At 72.5% G+C, this 14,644-nt stretch carries 13 protein-coding genes; 3 read left to right on the forward strand and 10 right to left on the reverse strand.

Translation table 11 applies throughout. The features are described from left to right. Positions 1–3: 3 nt before the first annotated feature. The 3 genes from ACIBF7_RS01580 to ACIBF7_RS01590 all read right to left on the reverse strand — a co-directional run bounded on the left by ACIBF7_RS01580 (position 4) and on the right by ACIBF7_RS01590 (position 4,653). On the reverse strand, positions 4–3,696 hold the full coding sequence (locus ACIBF7_RS01580; protein WP_397196117.1) for an AAA family ATPase: 3,693 nt from the start codon (positions 3,694–3,696) through the stop codon (positions 4–6). Between the two features lie 100 nt (positions 3,697–3,796). Next, positions 3,797–3,991: a CsbD family protein gene (locus tag ACIBF7_RS01585; protein WP_271276808.1), complete on the reverse strand. Its 195-nt coding sequence runs from the start codon at positions 3,989–3,991 to the stop codon at positions 3,797–3,799. Positions 3,992–4,113: 122 nt separating this feature from the next. Further along, a complete protein-coding gene (locus tag ACIBF7_RS01590) occupies positions 4,114–4,653 on the reverse strand; it encodes a DoxX family membrane protein (RefSeq protein ID WP_271276807.1) in 540 nt (179 codons plus the stop codon). 181 nt (positions 4,654–4,834) lie between these two features. Here ACIBF7_RS01590 and ACIBF7_RS01595 point away from each other — a divergent pair, with 181 nt between their 5' ends. Beyond that, complete coding sequence (locus ACIBF7_RS01595) at positions 4,835–5,188, forward strand: DUF488 domain-containing protein (protein ID WP_261808945.1); 354 nt, start codon at positions 4,835–4,837, stop codon at positions 5,186–5,188. Between the two features lie 5 nt (positions 5,189–5,193). On the opposite strand, the gene ACIBF7_RS01600 is transcribed toward ACIBF7_RS01595, so the two are convergent. The 4 genes from ACIBF7_RS01600 to ACIBF7_RS01615 are packed head-to-tail and all read right to left on the reverse strand — an operon-like array spanning position 5,194 to position 7,829. After that, the gene (locus ACIBF7_RS01600; protein WP_271276806.1) at positions 5,194–5,601 is read right to left on the reverse strand and encodes a nuclear transport factor 2 family protein; all 408 of its coding nucleotides are present in this window, start codon (positions 5,599–5,601) and stop codon (positions 5,194–5,196) included. Between the two features lie 14 nt (positions 5,602–5,615). Then, positions 5,616–5,828, reverse strand: coding sequence for a ferredoxin (locus ACIBF7_RS01605; RefSeq protein ID WP_148035443.1), 213 nt, complete (start codon positions 5,826–5,828; stop codon positions 5,616–5,618). 22 nt (positions 5,829–5,850) lie between these two features. Beyond that, on the reverse strand, positions 5,851–6,594 hold the full coding sequence (locus tag ACIBF7_RS01610; RefSeq protein ID WP_397196118.1) for an SDR family NAD(P)-dependent oxidoreductase: 744 nt from the start codon (positions 6,592–6,594) through the stop codon (positions 5,851–5,853). After that, a complete protein-coding gene (locus ACIBF7_RS01615) occupies positions 6,591–7,829 on the reverse strand; it encodes a cytochrome P450 (RefSeq protein WP_271276804.1) in 1,239 nt (412 codons plus the stop codon). Before ACIBF7_RS01615 ends, ACIBF7_RS01610 begins: the two co-directional genes overlap by 4 nt. Before the next feature lie 120 nt (positions 7,830–7,949). Here ACIBF7_RS01615 and ACIBF7_RS01620 point away from each other — a divergent pair, with 120 nt between their 5' ends. Then, the gene (locus ACIBF7_RS01620) at positions 7,950–9,122 is read left to right on the forward strand and encodes an NAD(P)/FAD-dependent oxidoreductase (RefSeq protein WP_397196119.1); all 1,173 of its coding nucleotides are present in this window, start codon (positions 7,950–7,952) and stop codon (positions 9,120–9,122) included. A gap of 34 nt (positions 9,123–9,156) precedes the next feature. Here ACIBF7_RS01620 and ACIBF7_RS01625 read toward each other — a convergent pair whose 3' ends face one another. Genes ACIBF7_RS01625 through ACIBF7_RS01635 form a run of 3 tightly spaced genes read right to left on the reverse strand, consistent with a single transcriptional unit; the run spans position 9,157 to position 13,101 of the window. Further along, positions 9,157–10,281 (reverse strand): ABC transporter ATP-binding protein, encoded by a 1,125-nt coding sequence (locus ACIBF7_RS01625; RefSeq protein WP_397196120.1) that lies wholly within the window; start codon positions 10,279–10,281, stop codon positions 9,157–9,159. After that, a complete protein-coding gene (locus ACIBF7_RS01630) occupies positions 10,281–12,020 on the reverse strand; it encodes an iron ABC transporter permease (RefSeq protein WP_271276801.1) in 1,740 nt (579 codons plus the stop codon). The genes ACIBF7_RS01625 and ACIBF7_RS01630 overlap by 1 nt, the downstream gene beginning before the upstream one ends. Before the next feature lie 49 nt (positions 12,021–12,069). Then, positions 12,070–13,101: an ABC transporter substrate-binding protein gene (locus ACIBF7_RS01635; protein ID WP_271276800.1), complete on the reverse strand. Its 1,032-nt coding sequence runs from the start codon at positions 13,099–13,101 to the stop codon at positions 12,070–12,072. Between the two features lie 292 nt (positions 13,102–13,393). Between ACIBF7_RS01635 and ACIBF7_RS01640 the strand changes: the two genes are divergently transcribed. Then, a complete protein-coding gene (locus ACIBF7_RS01640) occupies positions 13,394–14,641 on the forward strand; it encodes a serine/threonine-protein kinase (protein WP_271276799.1) in 1,248 nt (415 codons plus the stop codon). Positions 14,642–14,644: the final 3 nt, after the last annotated feature.

A 14,644-nucleotide genomic window follows, 5' to 3' on the forward strand; every position in this document is an offset into this window, starting at 1 on the left:
TCGTCACAGGCGCCAGGTGATGGGGGTGTCGGGTTGGTAGCGGCAGGTGGAGCCGGTGGAGACCGTGGCGCGGAGGTGGGCGGCCAGCTCGGGGTGGGCGCGGTCGAGCTTGCGCAGCACGTCGCGGATGCGGGCCGTGACCGTTTTGCGGGCGCGTTCGGCCTCGTCGCCCAGGCGGCGGGAGCGCCCGCCTAGGCCGGCCGCGCGGCGCAGCTCCTCCAGCAGGGCCGCGCGCTCGCCGTCGAGCTCGGCGGCCCGCCGGTCGTCGCCCAGCTCGGTCGCGCGGTCGATCTCCTCGTCCAGCAGGGTCAGGTGGTGCCGGTAACGGGCCTTGGCCTCCTCGTCGAGGACGTCGTCACCGCCCATCCGCCGGGCGGCCACCACCAGCTCGCCGCCCTCCGGATCGAGCAACCGTACGGCCGGCATGTCGGCCCCCGGGCTGCCCAGCAGCGTGTGCAGGTCGCGCAGCCCTTTCGCGTCGGGCACGTGCACCGCCCGCCCGGCGAACACCAGCGACCAGACGGCCCCCTCCCTGCTGAACCTCGGACCGCCACCTCCTGGGCCCCGACCCGCCGCACCGTACGCACCGTCGAACCCGACAGCCGCATCACCCGGCCCGACCCCAGCCACAGGGCGTGCACCCACCGAAGGACCCACACCCGAGCCCCCGGACGGCCCCGCCCGCGAACGGGCACTCCCCGACGAGTGCCCGCCCAGCACCGAACCGGCACTCCCAGACAGACCCGCGCCCGTGTCTTCACCGGCACCCCCGGATTGACCCGCGCCCATCACTTCACCGGTATCCCCCGACCGGCCAGCGCCCCTCACTACACCGGCACCCCCGGACAGACTCGCGCCCGTCACCTCACTGGCACCCCCTGACCGGCCAGCGCCGGTCACCTCACCGTCATCCCCCGACCGACCAGCGCCGGTTACCTCACCGGCGCCCCTTGACTGACCAGCGCCCCTCACTACATCGGCATCCCCGGACAGGCTTGCGCCCAGCAGCTCACCGACATCCCCTGACCGGCCAGCGCCCACCACCTCACCAGCCCCCGACCAGCCGGCGCCCAACACCCCACCGGCATCCCCCGACCGGCCAGCGCCGTCGGATTCGTCGGTGCCCGGCGGTGCCGGGGAAGCAGGGGTGGTGTCCGGGAGGAGGTCATGGACGCGGGCCGTCAGGTGGCGCATGCCCAGGGTCGTCGCCTCCTGGCCCGCGTGTTCCAGGAGGGCGCGGGCCGCGGGGAGGTCGCCCGGGGCGGCGCGGGACAAGAGAGCGTCGGCCAGGTGGACGCGGGCCAGCACCGACCACGGGCGGGCGCGCATGCGGTCGGCCGACCGCTGGGCGGCGGTGAAGCCGGCGATCGCCTCGTCCCAGCGCTCGTCGGCCGCGTCGATGAGCGCCAGCCACAGGTCGAACGGCCCGCTGACGTCCCAGCCCATGAGCGAGACCGCCCACCGCCCGCGGTGCGGCTCCAGCGCGGCGCGGGCCCGCGCGCACAGGTCGGGGTCGTGGGCCGCGGCCGCCGTCTCCGCCAGGAAGCGCAGCCACAGCGGCTGGGCGATGCGGTTGCGCGGCTCGCCCTCGGCCAGCCGGCGCAGCGCCGTGTCGAGGTCGCCGGTGTGGAGCGCGGTCAGGCCTTCCAGCAGGCCGGGGCAGAGGTGGCCGCTGCCCCGGAGCAGCCGGACGACCTCCTCCTGCTCGCCGAACCGGCCCTGCAACGACAGGATCGACCACTGGTGGTGGAGGAGCATGTCGATGTAGTGGGGGTGTTTCCTGGCGTCGCTGTCGCGCACCTCGGCCAGCAGCTTCTCTGCCTCGGCCAGGCGGCCGCCGAGCGCGGCGACGATGCTGGCGTCGACGGCGGTGTTGAGGTCGACGCTGGGCAGCTCGCTGCGCCGCCCCAGAGTCTGGTAGTCGTGGAACCGGTCGAGGTAGCGCGGGTCGCCCTGCTCGATCATGGCGACCCAGCGCAGCGCGGAGGCGAAGTGTTCGAGCTCGGGGTCGCCGGTGCGCCGGGCCAGGCCGATCAGCTCCTCCACCAGCCGCATCCGCTCTCCGGCGGTGTCGGGCCCCTTGAGGATGTCGTGGTGTGCCCAGAGGCTGAAGACCAGCGCGTCGTCGTCGCCGCCGGCGCGTGCCCGGGCCGCGAGGTGGAAGACGAGGTCGAGCGCGAGCCGGTCGTCGGGCGCGGCGCCGCCGACGAGCGCGGCGTGCGCCTCGCGGAGGTGCGGCAGCGCGTCGGACAGCCCGAACTTGCGCAGCCAGGTGAGCGCGACGCGGGTGAGCAGCTCGCGGTCGTCCAGCTCGCGGGCGATGGCCCAGGCCTCGCCGAACAGCCGCCGCGCGGTCTCGCGCTCGCCGACGTGGGACAGCTCGAAGCCGAGGCTGAGCGCGGCCTTGGCGCGGGTGCGGGGGGAGGTGGCGCGGCTCAGCTGGTGAGCACGGCGCAGGTGGCCGAGATGCTCCTCGGCCGCGATGCGGCGGCCGGCGTCGCGGGCGGCGGCGAGCTGGAGCTCGACCACCCGCTCGGGGTCGACCCGGTCACCGGCCAGGTGGGCGTGGCGGGCCAGGTGGCCCGGCAGCATCCGGGCGGCCAGGCCGGGGTCGCGGTCGACGGCGTCGACGACGGCGCCGTGCAGGGCGCCCGGGTCGTCGAGCGAGTCGTACAGGGTCTCGCGGACGAGGTCGTGGGCGAAGGCGAAGACCCCGCCGCCTTCGGCGGTCACCAGCTTGGCGACGACCGCCAGCTCCAGGAGCCGGTCGACGTGCGCGGTCGGCTGCCGGGCGGCGGCGGCCAGCAGCTGCCGGGGGAAGCGCCTGCCGAGCACGGCGGCGATCGGCAGCAGCCGCGAGACGGGCTCGGGCAGCAGGGAGAGCCGCCGCAGCAGGGCGTCGCGCACGCCCGGGGGGACGGCGCCGGCCGAGCCGCCGCTGTGCCACAGGCGGGCGGTCTGCTCGACGAAGAACGGGTTGCCGCCCGTGCGGACGTGGACCTCGGAGACCAGGTCGGGCGGCGGGTCGGCGCCGACGGTGCGGGTCATGAGCGCGGCCACGCCGGCCGCGTCGAGACCGGTGAGGGTGATGGTGGTGGCCTTGAGCGCGAGCGGTGACAACAGCTCGCGCAGCGGGTGGTCGGCGGCCTCGACCTCGGTGTCGCGGTAGGTGCCGATCAGCAGCAGCCGCTCGAACCAGGTCTGCTGGGCCGCGAACGCGAGCAGCCGCAGCGAGGCGGGGTCGGCGAAGTGGAGGTCGTCGAGGACGACGACCACCGGCTGCCGCTGCGCCAGCACCACCAGGGCGTCGGTGACGGCGTCGTAGACCTGGAAGCCGTCGGGCGCCGTCTCCCCCGCCGCCGCCTCGCCGAGCAGCACGGCCAGCACGTCGCCGGCGGACTGCCTGGCCTCCGCCCACCGCTCGGGCCCGGCGGCGCGGCGCAGGGCGCGCAGCGCCTGCACCCACGGCCAGTAGCCCGGCGCGCTGCCGGCCTCCCAGCAGGAACCCGCCGCGACCAGCGCTCCCCTGCCGCGGGCCTGCGCCGCCGCGCTGCTGACGAGCGTGGTCTTGCCGATGCCGGCCTCGCCGGTGACCAGCACCAGCCCCCCGTGGCTGTCGATCACCCGGCCGATCTCGGCACGCAGCAGCCCGGCGGGGTGGTCCCTGCCGATGAGATCGCGTGCCGTCCCGTTCATGACACTGGCAACGTAGCCTGCCGCACCGACAGAATCCGGTCATGGGCAGGGCCGCCCCGGTCGATCCGGCGGCGGCCCGCGTGTCCTCAGTGCCGTGCGGTCAGTGCTTGAAGGCGTCCTTGACGTGCTTGGCGGCGTCCTTGGCCTTCTCACCGGCCTGCTTGACCTTGCTCTTGCTCTGGTCGGCGCGGCCCTCCGCCTCAAGACGCTCGTCGTCCGTGGCGCGGCCCATGCCTTCCTTGGCACGGCCCTTCATCTCTTCGGCCTTGTTGGAAATCTTGTCGTCGGCGCCCATGGCCGGCCCCCATCCTTCTCGATGAAAGAACTCCGGGCTTCCTCTATCCGAGGCCGCCACCGGGAAACGTCAAGGCGGAAGCCCGGCCCTCTGACGAGGACCGGGCTCCGGTGGGGAAGGGGTTACCTGAGTATCGGGTACCGCTGGACGATGGCCGTCTTGCCGAGGCCGAGGGTTTCGCCCGCGTTGGCCATGGCCAGACCGGCCAGGACGACGGTGTAGATGAGGTGCTCGTCCATGAAGGGGTTGGTGGTCAGGGGCAGCGCCGCCGCCCACATCATCACCATCATCAGGCCGCCGGCGACCGCCGCGACCCGGGTGCCGATGCCGAGCATGAGCGCGAGGCCGATGCCGAGGAGGCCGAGCATGAACAGCCAGTCGACCCAGGCGTGTCCGGCGAGTGCGGTGAAGAAGCCGCCGAGCGCGTTCTCCTCGGTGCCCTTCAGGAAGCCGGTGGTCGGGCTGCCGCCCGCCAGCCAGGCCTTCTCGGCCGTGGTGGCGAAGCCCAGGCCGAAGGTCTTGTCGAGGAAGGCCCACAGGAAGGTCCAGCCCAGTGCGATCCGGGCGATGGCCCACACGTAGTCGACGGGGCGGCGGGTGTGCGCCTCGGGAATCTGCACCGGGATCCTGCGTGCCGTGGGGCGGTCGTACGTGGTGGCCATGGCTCCTGTCCTTTCAGGGGTGCCTGCTGCTGGTTACAGTTCACCGCACCGGCGATCACGCGGGCAGAGCCGTACGACCCCGGCTCGATGGGACCTTCGGCACCCGTCCGTACGCCGTCCGCCCCTACCTTCTCCCGGCCACCGCGTGGTGTCCTGGCCGGAAGAGGGTAGGCGAGCAGACGTGGGATCCATCACCATCCAGCGCGTGTACGAAGACCGGCCGGCCGAGGGCGCCGTGTTCCTGGTGGACCGGGTGTGGCCGCGCGGCGTGCGCAAGGACGACCTGCGGCTCGACGGCTGGCTGCGGGACGCCGCGCCGTCGAAGGAACTGCGCCAGTGGTTCGGCCACCGGCCCGAGCGGTTCGCCGAGTTCGCCGTACGCTACCGGGCCGAGCTGGACGCCGGCCGCGAGTCGCTGCGCCCGCTGCTCGACGCCGCCGCCGAAGGGCCGGTGACCCTGCTCTACTCGGCCAAGGACACCGAGCACAACCAGGCCGTGGTGCTCCGCGACTACCTGCTGGAGCACCCCGGCTGAAGGCGTCAGAACGCGCCGTCGAGGGTGACGGAGCTCTCGTCGAACCTGAGCTCGCCGCCCTCCTCCCGGACGACGAAGCGGTAGGTCCCGGTGCACCTCGGCCGCAGCACCCCGTCGACGGTGACCATGAGCGTCAGGTAGGCGGCGACCGTCGAGGTGGCACCCGCGACGGAGGCGACGCGGACATTGGTGATCACGTGCCGCCGGGTGTCCGTCTGCCGGCCGATCGTCCCGCCGAAGTGCGCGCGGATCGCGTCGTGGCCCTCGTGGGGGCCGTGGAGCGTGCCGTCGGCGGCCTGGACGCTGTAGCGCGCCCCCGGCCAGTAGCAGGCCAGGACCGCGTCCGGGTCCTTCGTGTCGAGACCCCAGGCGAAGTCACCGAGGAGGGTGTTGAGTGCGGCCCAGTCGGGCATGGCTCCTCCCTCTGTCAGTCGCCGAGCGGTCTGAGCGTGATCGCGAGCTCGGGGCACCCTTCGGCCGCCAGGCCCGCCTCCTCGGCCTCCGGACCGCTCACGACGTCGGCCAGCGGCATCGCCTTCGAGTCGTCGGGCCTCATCCCGAACAGCCCGGGCGCCGTGGCGACGCACATCCCGTGCGCCTGGCACTGGTCCAGGTCCACTTCTATCTTGTAGGCGCTCATCAGCGTCCCTTCCTGCCGAACCTCATGGGGAACTCCGCACGGCGGGTGTCGCCGCGGTCTCGCCGCCGTCAACGACGAAGTCGGCGCCCGTGCAGAAAGCCGACTCGTCCGAGGCGAGGAACACGACCAACGGCGCGACCTCGTCCACCGACCCCTTCTTCCGCCGCAGGCTGCCGCCCGGGCCGGCGAAGCCGGCGGTCATGGGGGTCTCGACGAGGCCGGGCACGATCGTGTTCACGCGCACCCCGTACGGGGCGAGCTCGACGGCGGCGGCCTTGGTCATCCCGCGCACCGCCCACTTGCCTGCCGTGTAGCCGATGATGCCGGGGAAGCCGGTCACCCCGGCCGTGCTCGACACGTTGACGATGGAGCCGCCGCCGCCTTCGCGCATGAGGGGGACGACCGCCTTCATACCCAGGAATGTGCCGAACGCGTTCACCTCCAGCACCCGCTGGAAGGATGCCGCGTCCGTCTCCATGAGGGCGGTCCTGTGCACGATGCCGGCGTTGTTGACCAGCACGTCGAGGCGCCCGTAGCGCCGGCGGCAGTGGTCGGTCGCGGCAGCCCACGCGGACTCGTCCACGACGTCGAGCGCCACGGACGAGGCGTGCGGCCCGCAGTCCCCGGCGACCGCCCGCGCCGCCTCGGCGGCCACGTCGGTCACCACGACCCGCGCGCCTTCGGCGGCAAGAGCCCGGCAGTAGGCCGCGCCGAGGCCCGCCGCGCCGCCCGACACGAGCGCCACCTTGCCGTCGAGCCTGCTCATGCGGCCAGGTTCACGTAGAGGTCGCGCGGGCCGCGGGTGCGCAGGCCGACGTCGACCGGCTCGGCGTCGTCGGCCAGCCGCATGCCGGGGAACGAGTCGAGGAGCAGGTTGAGCCCGACCTCCATCTCCGTCTTGGCGAGCATCGCGCCGAGGCAGAAGTGGCGGCCCGTGCCGAAGGAGAGGTGGCCCGCCGCTCCGCTGAAGGCCCGGCCCGGGTCGAGGTCGGGGCGGCCGATGACGAACTCCTCGGACCTCTCGAAGCGCGACTCGTCCCGGTTGGCCGAGGCCGCGATCAGCAGCATGGTCGACCCGGCGGGCACCTGGACGCCCTCCAGCTCGACGTCCTCCTCGCACATGCGGGTGGTGATCTGGCTGGGCGGGGAGAAGCGCAGCGTCTCGGCGATCGCCGCGTCCACCAGGGCGCGGTTGTCGCGCACCCGGGCCCACTCGCCGCCGACCAGCAGGTTCTTGCACAGGCTCCCGAACGCCTTGTCGGTCGTCTCGCCACCGGCGGTCAGCAGGAGGCTGATGTACGCGCGCACCTCGTCGTCGGTCATGCGGTAGTCGTCCACCTGGGACTGGACGAGCATCGATATCAGGTCGTCGCCGGGGTGCTCGCGACGGTACGCGATCAGCGGGGCCATGTAGCCGGCCAGGTCCGCCCTGGCCTGGAGGCCCTGACGGTGCACCTCCTCGTCGCCGGAGAGGTTGCTGACGAACGCCATGATCTTGCCGTACCACCCCGCGAACAGCTCGTGGTCGGACTCCGGCAGCCCGAGCATGTCGGCGATCACCGCGATCGGGTACCGATGCGCGAACCCCGCCACGAGGTCGACGCGCGAGCCGTCCGCGCTGTCGCGCATCTCGTCGGCCAGCCGCTGGGCGCGGCGCGGGACGATCTGCTCCAGGATCTTGCCGGCCGTGCGGTGGATGAGGGCGTGCACGCGGTCGAGGCCCTGGCCGCGGAAGTGCGGGGTGAGCAGGGCGCGGTTCTTCGCGTGCAGGAGCCCGTCCATCGACAGGACCGTCCGGCCGTGGATGGCCTCAAGGGTCCCGGTGTAGGCGCGGGTCGAGAAGCGCGCGTCCTTGTAGACCGAGGAGACGCCGCGGTACGTGCTCACCAGGAACGATCCGAGCCGCGCGTCCTGGAGGACGGGGGCGTCGGCGCGGAGTTCCCGATAGAAGGCGTGGGGATCCGCCGCGACCTCCGGATCGAGGATAGATGAGCGTGTCATGCCTGCCCCTCCGCACTGCTTACGACCAGAGCCCGGACGCCTGGGCTCCAACTATGATTATGGTAGGAATTGTTATCCTTGATATGGGCGTAAAGTCAAGACAGCACCCGAGGAGAGCAGATGCCAGGACCCGTCGTCATCGCCGGTGGTGGTCTCGCGGCGCTTCGCACCGCGGAGAACCTGCGGCGGTTCGGGCATGCCGGGCCGATCACGATCGTGGGTGACGAGCCCTGGCTGCCCTACGACCGGCCGCCCCTGTCGAAGGCGGCGCTCGTCGGCGACTCGGCGGAGCCGGCGCCGCTGCGGTCCGGCGAGGCCCTCGCCGACCAGGGCATCGAGGTGATCCGCGGCGTCCGCGCGACCCGGCTGGACGGAGAGAACAAACGGCTCGTCCTCTCCGACGGCGCCCGCCTGCCGTTCGAGCACCTGGTGGTCGCGACGGGCGTACGGGCGCGGGCGCTGCCCGCCATCCACCCCGCGCTGCCCGTGCTGACCCTGCGCACCTGGGAGGACTCCCGCAAGGTACGGGACGCCGTCCTCGCCGCGGCGCACGTCACCGTGGTGGGCGCCGGCTTCCTCGGCCTGGAGATCGCCTCGGCGGCCAGGAGCCTCGGGCGGTCCGTAACCGTCGTCGAGGCCGGGTCCGCACCGCTCTGGGCGCTGGGGCCCACCGTGGCGGAACGCGTCACCGCGCTGCACCGCCGGCACGGCGTCGGCCTCCGTCTCGGGCGTCGCATCACAGGCGCCGAGCCGGAGGCCGGCCGCTTCACGGTCACGCTCGACGACGGCGAAGCCCTGCCGACGGACGTCGTGGTCGGCGCGATCGGCGGCGTACCCAACGTCGAGTGGCTCGCCGGTTCGGGGCTGGACGCGGCCGCCGGGGTGCCGTGCGAAGAGACCGGGGCCACGCCCGTCGAGGGAGTCCACGCCGTCGGCGACGTGGCGAGCATCGCCGGCCACGGGCGCACCGAACACTGGAACCACGCGGTCGCGACGGCGGTGGTCGTCGGCCACAACATCGCCCGGCCGGACGCGCCGCCCCGGCGCCTCTCCGACGTCCCGTACTTCTGGAGCGATCAGCACGGCTCCAAGCTGCAGTGCCTGGGCACCCCTGACCCCTCGGACGACCTGCGCGTCATGCGCGACGACGAGCACGGCTTCCTCGCGGTCTACACCAGGGACGGGATCGTGACCGGCGTCGCCGCGCTGGACATGCCCCTGGCTCTCAACCGGTGCCGGCCGCACGTGAACACGGCCTTCGACGCGACGGCCATCGGCGCGATCGTCGCGTGAGAGCGGCCGGGCCGGCGTGCCGGCCCGGCGGCCCTCATGACGAGACGAGGTCACCCACCGGCACCCGCAGGTCGTCGGTCCCGAACCAGACGCAGGCCGGCCACGGCACCTCGACGGTGACCGGCTTGCCCCTGTCGAGACCCGCCGCGACGGCCGCGTCCGCGCGCGCGTTGAGCCGGACGTCGCCCAGGCTGACGCTGACGTCGTAGCTGCGGCCGACGTACACGGAGTCGGCCACGGTGGCCTGGAAACGCAGGCACGACCGGGACGTGGGGGCGGGCACGATCACGGCGTCGGACTGCCGGAACCGCACCTGGCACCCCGCCCCGAGCTCCTCCGGGAGCGACGCCGGCTCCACGGGCTCGTCGGGCGCCGCCTTGAGCCGCCACCGGCCGTCCTCGCGGACCAGGTCCAGGACGTTCGTGATACCGACGAAGTTGGCGACGTAGGACGTCTCGGGACGTTCGAAGACGTCCTGGGGTGTGCCGATCTGCTCGATCCGGCCCTTGTTCATGACGGCGACCCGGTCACCGAGGGCCATCGCCTCGGACTGGTCGTGGGTCACGTACAGGCCCGCGAAGCCCAGGCGCTGGTGCAGTTCGTGCAGCTCGTTGCGGACGCGGACCCGCAGGAGGGCGTCCAGGTTGCTGAGGGGCTCGTCCATGAGCACCAGGCGGGGCCGTGACACGAGGCCGCGCGCCAGCGCCACCCGCTGCTGCTGGCCGCCGGACAGCTGGTGCGGGTAGCGGTCGAGCAGGGGCCCGCAGTCGACCAGGTCGGCCGCCTGCTCGACCCACTTCTCCTCCTTGAGCGCCTTGGTCAGCTTGCGCACCTTGAGCGGGTAGCTGATGTTCTGACGCACCGTCCTGTGCGGCCACAGCGCGTACGACTGGAAGACCATGCCCAGCTCGCGCTTCTCCGGGGCGACGTCGACGCCCCTGCCGGAGTCGAACACCACGGTGTCCCCGAAGCGGATCACGCCCTCGTCGGCGCTCTCCAGGCCCGCCACGCAGCGCAGCGCCGTGGTCTTCCCGCAACCGCTCTGCCCGAGGAGCACGACCAGCTCGCCCTCCTGGATGTCGAGGTTCAGCCCGTCGATCGCGGTGAAACGGCCCGCTCCGGACCCGAAGGTCTTCGTCAGGTTCTCGATACCGAACATCACAAACTCTCCAATGCTTTGGAGCCCCCGAGCCGTACCGCGAGGATGACGCCCGCGGCCGTCACCAGGCACATCACCAGTCCCATGGCGGCGACCAGAGGGTAGGAAACGTTGAGCCACAGGTCGTACAGGGTCGTGCCCATGACCTGGGTCCGGGTCGACCGCACCAGCAGCGACGCGGCGAACTCGTGGGTGAGCAGGACGAAGATGAGCGCGGCCGCGCCGCCGAGCGAGCCGCGGATCATCGGGATGACGACCTGGAGGTGCGTGCGCACCGGCCCGGCCCCGCTGACCCGGGCGGCCTCCTGGTAGCTGTCGCCGAGCGACATGCGGGCCGCGAGCTGCATGCGGGTGGCGAACGGCAGCATCAGCGTCACGTAGACCACCACGAGGACCCACGGCGTGCCGTACAGGACGAACGGCGGCGCGGTGTAGGTGAACAGGAACCCGGCGCCGAACACCACCGCGGGCACCCCCAGCGGCAGCGAGACCAGGATGTCGACGATCGCGCGGACGCGGGCGTCGAGCGAGCGGCGGTGCAGGATGTCCGCCAGCACGTACCCGATCGGCAGCGACACGAGCACGGAGATGCCCGAGGCGACGAGGCTCGTCTGGACGGCGCTGACCGCCGTCGGCGTGTCCCACAGCTCGCGGAAGTTCTTGAGGCTCCACGTGCTCACGTCGATCTGGCCGGTCCAGAACGGCGACAGGGAGGCGGCGATCAGCGCCAGCAGCGGCAGCAGCGCCACGACGGCGGAGAACAGCCCGATGACGACGACCGCGGCCGGGCTGCGCCGCGCGGAGTAGCGGGAGGTCTTCCCCCCGTCGGTGACGAACCGCCGCTCCTCGCCGAGGAGCATCCGCTGCAGGGCGACGATGCCGAACCCGACCAGCAGGAGCGGGGACGCGACCGCGGCGGCGGCGCCGTAGTCCGCCAGGCCGGCGTTGGCGAAGAAGTACACCTCGGTCGTCAGGACCTTGACGTTCTTGATCGAGCCGAGCAGCAGGGGCGCCGTGAACTGGCCCAGGCCGAGCAGCAGCGCCACCGCGCCGCCGTAGATGAGCGAGGGCCGCACGACGGGCAGCAGGATGCGGAAGAAGACGCCCACCGGCCCGTCCCCGGCCGTGCGCCCGGCCTCGACCAGCTCGTAGTTGACCCGCAGCAGGCCCGCCCGCAGGAACACGTACACGAACGACGTCAGCCCGAGCGCGGTCAGGAACACGATCCACGGGACGGTGAAGACGTCGATCGGCCCGGTGTCGCCGCCGGTCCAGAAGGGCAGCGACCGGATGAACCGGTTGACCGTGCCGGAGTTCGGGGCGAGGAGCAGCCCCCACCCGATCATGCTGGCGACCGGCGGCACCACGATGGGCAGGATCGGGAGCGACGCCATCCAGCGCGCCCGGGGCGGCAGCTGGATCGAGTACCACGCCAGCACCGCCCCGAACACCAGCCCGATGACGAGGGAGCCGAGGCCGAGCAGCAGCGTCGTGAGGATCGTGCGCGCGATGTCGGCGGTGCCGAAGCCGCGGGCGTAGCCGGCGCCGCCGTCCGCCAGCGCGAGAAGCTGCAGGCGGACGAGGGGCGCCAGCACGAGGTACCCGATCACGATGATCGCGGCGATCGGCAGGGCATGGCGGCGCAGCGCTCTCCGGCGGGAGAGGCCGGACCTGGTCCCACCCTTCGGGTCCGTGCCGCGCCGGGCCGCCGCCGGCGGCGCCTCACTGATGCTTTTCACTACTACGGCCTCCGATGGAGCGGACTGGTGGAGAAGGGAGAGACGGGCGTCAGCGACCGAAGGTCTGCTTCCACTCGCTCTGCGCCGACCCGAGCCAGCCGGGCTTGGTCGCCCGGGTGAGGTCGAGCAGGGTGAGCTCCTTCGGGGCCTCGACCGCGCCGGCGACGTTCGGCAGGACGCTGAGGTTGTCCTTGGCCAGCGACTCCTGGCCCTCCGCGGACGCCATGAAGTCGAACAGCACCTGGGCCGCGTTCGGGTTGTTCGACTCCTTGAACATGTAGCCCAGGTTCATCGGCGCCCAGCCGGGGTCGGGCATGAGCCAGTCGATGGGACCGCCCGAGGCCTTGATCGGCTTGACCGTCGAGTTGGCGCCCCACAGGGCGATGGAGATCTCGCCGGACAGCAGCGCCTCCTGCAGCGGGACGGCGCTCGGGTAGAACTTCGGCTTGAGCGCCGCCAGCTTCGTCAGGTAGTCGGCGCCGTAGGTGTCCTCGAGCCAGGCGTACAGGTCGGCCATGGGAGCGGCCAGGTTGTCCACGAGCCCGAGCTGGCCGCCGCCGTACTTCGGGTCGACGAGACCCTCGTAGGTGGCCGGCGGGTCGGTCACCTTCTCCGTGTTCCACGCGATGCCGAGCGCGGTGAGCGCGGACGTCTGCAGGACATCGTCGATCAGGTAAGGGGTGCCCTTCCATTCGGGACCGGCGCCGTTGGGGCCGACCGGCTCGGCGAAGAGCCCCTCGTCCGCCTTGGTCTTCGCCCACTCGTAGTTGACGTGGTTGACGATGTCGGCCCCGAGCGACCCGGACTTGAGCTCGGCGTCGAGCTTGGCGCTGACCTCAGGTCCGACGATGCGCGTGATCTTGAGGTCGATGTCCGGGTACGTCTTCTCGAAGCGGGTCTCGAGCTCCTTGTTCACCTCGGGGAGCAGGGCCGAGTACAGCGACACCGTGCCCTCTTCAGACGCCTTCTTCAGGACCTCGTCCCAGGTCGAGGCCGCCGTCGACATGCCGCCCCCGCCAGGGGCGGCCGCCTGGCCGCCGCACGCCGCCAGCAGTGCCGCCGCGACCACTGCGATGCCCACTCGGGTGGTTCTTCCCACTGATCCAAATCCTCTGCTCGTCAGCCTGGCGGGCAGGGTAGACAACCGTGCCACAGGCCCGTCTTTAGGCGAATCATAGGGATGATTATCAAGCAGGACAAGGGACAGTATGCGGTTAATGGTATGCATGGATCAGCGCGGCCCGGGGCCGATTCCGGCAGAGTCGGGGCGTACGGGTCGGAGGGCCCGTCCAGGGCGTCCATGACAACGATATTCAAACGGAGTCCGGAGGACGCGTTGTGTGGGGCGGCGACGGTCGGGTAAGTCTGCTGCCATGCTCGACGCGCGCGACGAGGGACGGTTACTGACCGGACGCTACCGGCTGCGGTCCGAGCTGGGCCGGGGCGGCATGGGCACGGTCTGGCGGGCCTACGACGAGCTGCTCGACCGAGAGGTGGCGATCAAGGAGCTGTCCATCCCGGCCTCGCCGCCCGAGCACCGCGACGTCCTGATCGAGCGCACCATGCGGGAGGCGCGCATCGCCGCCCGGCTCCACCACCCGCACATCGCCGCCGTGTACGACGTGGTGCTGGCCAACGACCGGCCGTGGATCGTCATGCAGCTGGTCCGGTCGCGGAGCCTGGCCGACGAGATCTACGACCGCGGCGCGCTGGCGGTGCCGACCGTCACCCGGATCGGGCTGGAGGTGCTGGCCGCGCTGCGCGCCGCGCACGCCGCCGGGGTGCTGCACCGCGACGTCAAGCCGGCCAACATCCTGCTCACCGCCGACGGCCACGCCGTGCTCACCGACTTCGGGCTGGCCACCACGCTCGACGACGACTCCACGCTCACCCAGCAGGGCATGGTGATGGGCACGCCCGCCTACCTCGCCCCCGAGCGCGCCTCCGGCGAGCGGGCGACCGCGCTGTCCGACGTGTGGTCCCTGGGCGCCACGCTCTACACCGCCGTGGAGGGGCGGGCGCCGTTCGCCCAGGGCGGCAGCCGGGCCGACACGCTCAACGCCGTGCTCACCCGCGACCCGGCGCCCTTCGAGCAGGCGGGCGAGCTGGCGCCGGTCATCACGGCGATGCTGACCAAGGACCCGTCCGAGCGCGCCGACGCCGCGCGGGCGCAGGAGCTGCTGCGGCAGGTGCCCGGCCGGTCCAAGCGTGCCAGGACCCGGCCGTTGACCGCGGCGACGGCGCCGAGGGCCGCCAGGGCCGGGCGGCTGATGGCCTCGCGGTGGCGGGAGGCCGCCGCGGTCGCGGCCCTGGTCACCACCGTCATCGCCACCGTGTCGCTGAACTCGGCGTCCGCGCCGCGCCGGCACGCCCACCCGATGCCGCAGCCGACGGCCGACGCGCCCAGCGGTGTCATGAGGGCCGAGCCCTCGTCGCGGCCGCGCGCCGGAGAAGCCCGCGAGCAGGGCGTCCAGGTCCGCACGGAGCACACGCAGCGCACCGCCGTCACCGGACACACCACGTCCCCCGCCAGACGGGCGGCCGACGGTTCCGGCCGGGCCCGTACGAAGACGCCCGGCAACTCACAGCCCCAGGGGAAGGCCAAGGGTCACTACAAGTGACTA

The organism is Nonomuraea sp. NPDC050478, assembly GCF_044458265.1.
In the GTDB taxonomy this organism is placed as follows: domain Bacteria; phylum Actinomycetota; class Actinomycetes; order Streptosporangiales; family Streptosporangiaceae; genus Nonomuraea; species Nonomuraea ferruginea.

Coding starts and splice junctions, on each gene's coding strand:
- ACIBF7_RS01580 (WP_397196117.1), bottom strand. CDS start 3,696: ATGAACGGGACGGCACGCGATCTCATCGGCAGGGACCACCCCGCCGGG.
- ACIBF7_RS01585 (WP_271276808.1), bottom strand. CDS start 3,991: ATGGGCGCCGACGACAAGATTTCCAACAAGGCCGAAGAGATGAAGGGC.
- ACIBF7_RS01590 (WP_271276807.1), bottom strand. CDS start 4,653: ATGGCCACCACGTACGACCGCCCCACGGCACGCAGGATCCCGGTGCAG.
- ACIBF7_RS01600 (WP_271276806.1), bottom strand. CDS start 5,601: ATGCCCGACTGGGCCGCACTCAACACCCTCCTCGGTGACTTCGCCTGG.
- ACIBF7_RS01605 (WP_148035443.1), bottom strand. CDS start 5,828: ATGAGCGCCTACAAGATAGAAGTGGACCTGGACCAGTGCCAGGCGCAC.
- ACIBF7_RS01610 (WP_397196118.1), bottom strand. CDS start 6,594: ATGAGCAGGCTCGACGGCAAGGTGGCGCTCGTGTCGGGCGGCGCGGCG.
- ACIBF7_RS01615 (WP_271276804.1), bottom strand. CDS start 7,829: ATGACACGCTCATCTATCCTCGATCCGGAGGTCGCGGCGGATCCCCAC.
- ACIBF7_RS01620 (WP_397196119.1), top strand. CDS start 7,950: ATGCCAGGACCCGTCGTCATCGCCGGTGGTGGTCTCGCGGCGCTTCGC.
- ACIBF7_RS01625 (WP_397196120.1), bottom strand. CDS start 10,281: ATGTTCGGTATCGAGAACCTGACGAAGACCTTCGGGTCCGGAGCGGGC.
- ACIBF7_RS01640 (WP_271276799.1), top strand. CDS start 13,394: ATGCTCGACGCGCGCGACGAGGGACGGTTACTGACCGGACGCTACCGG.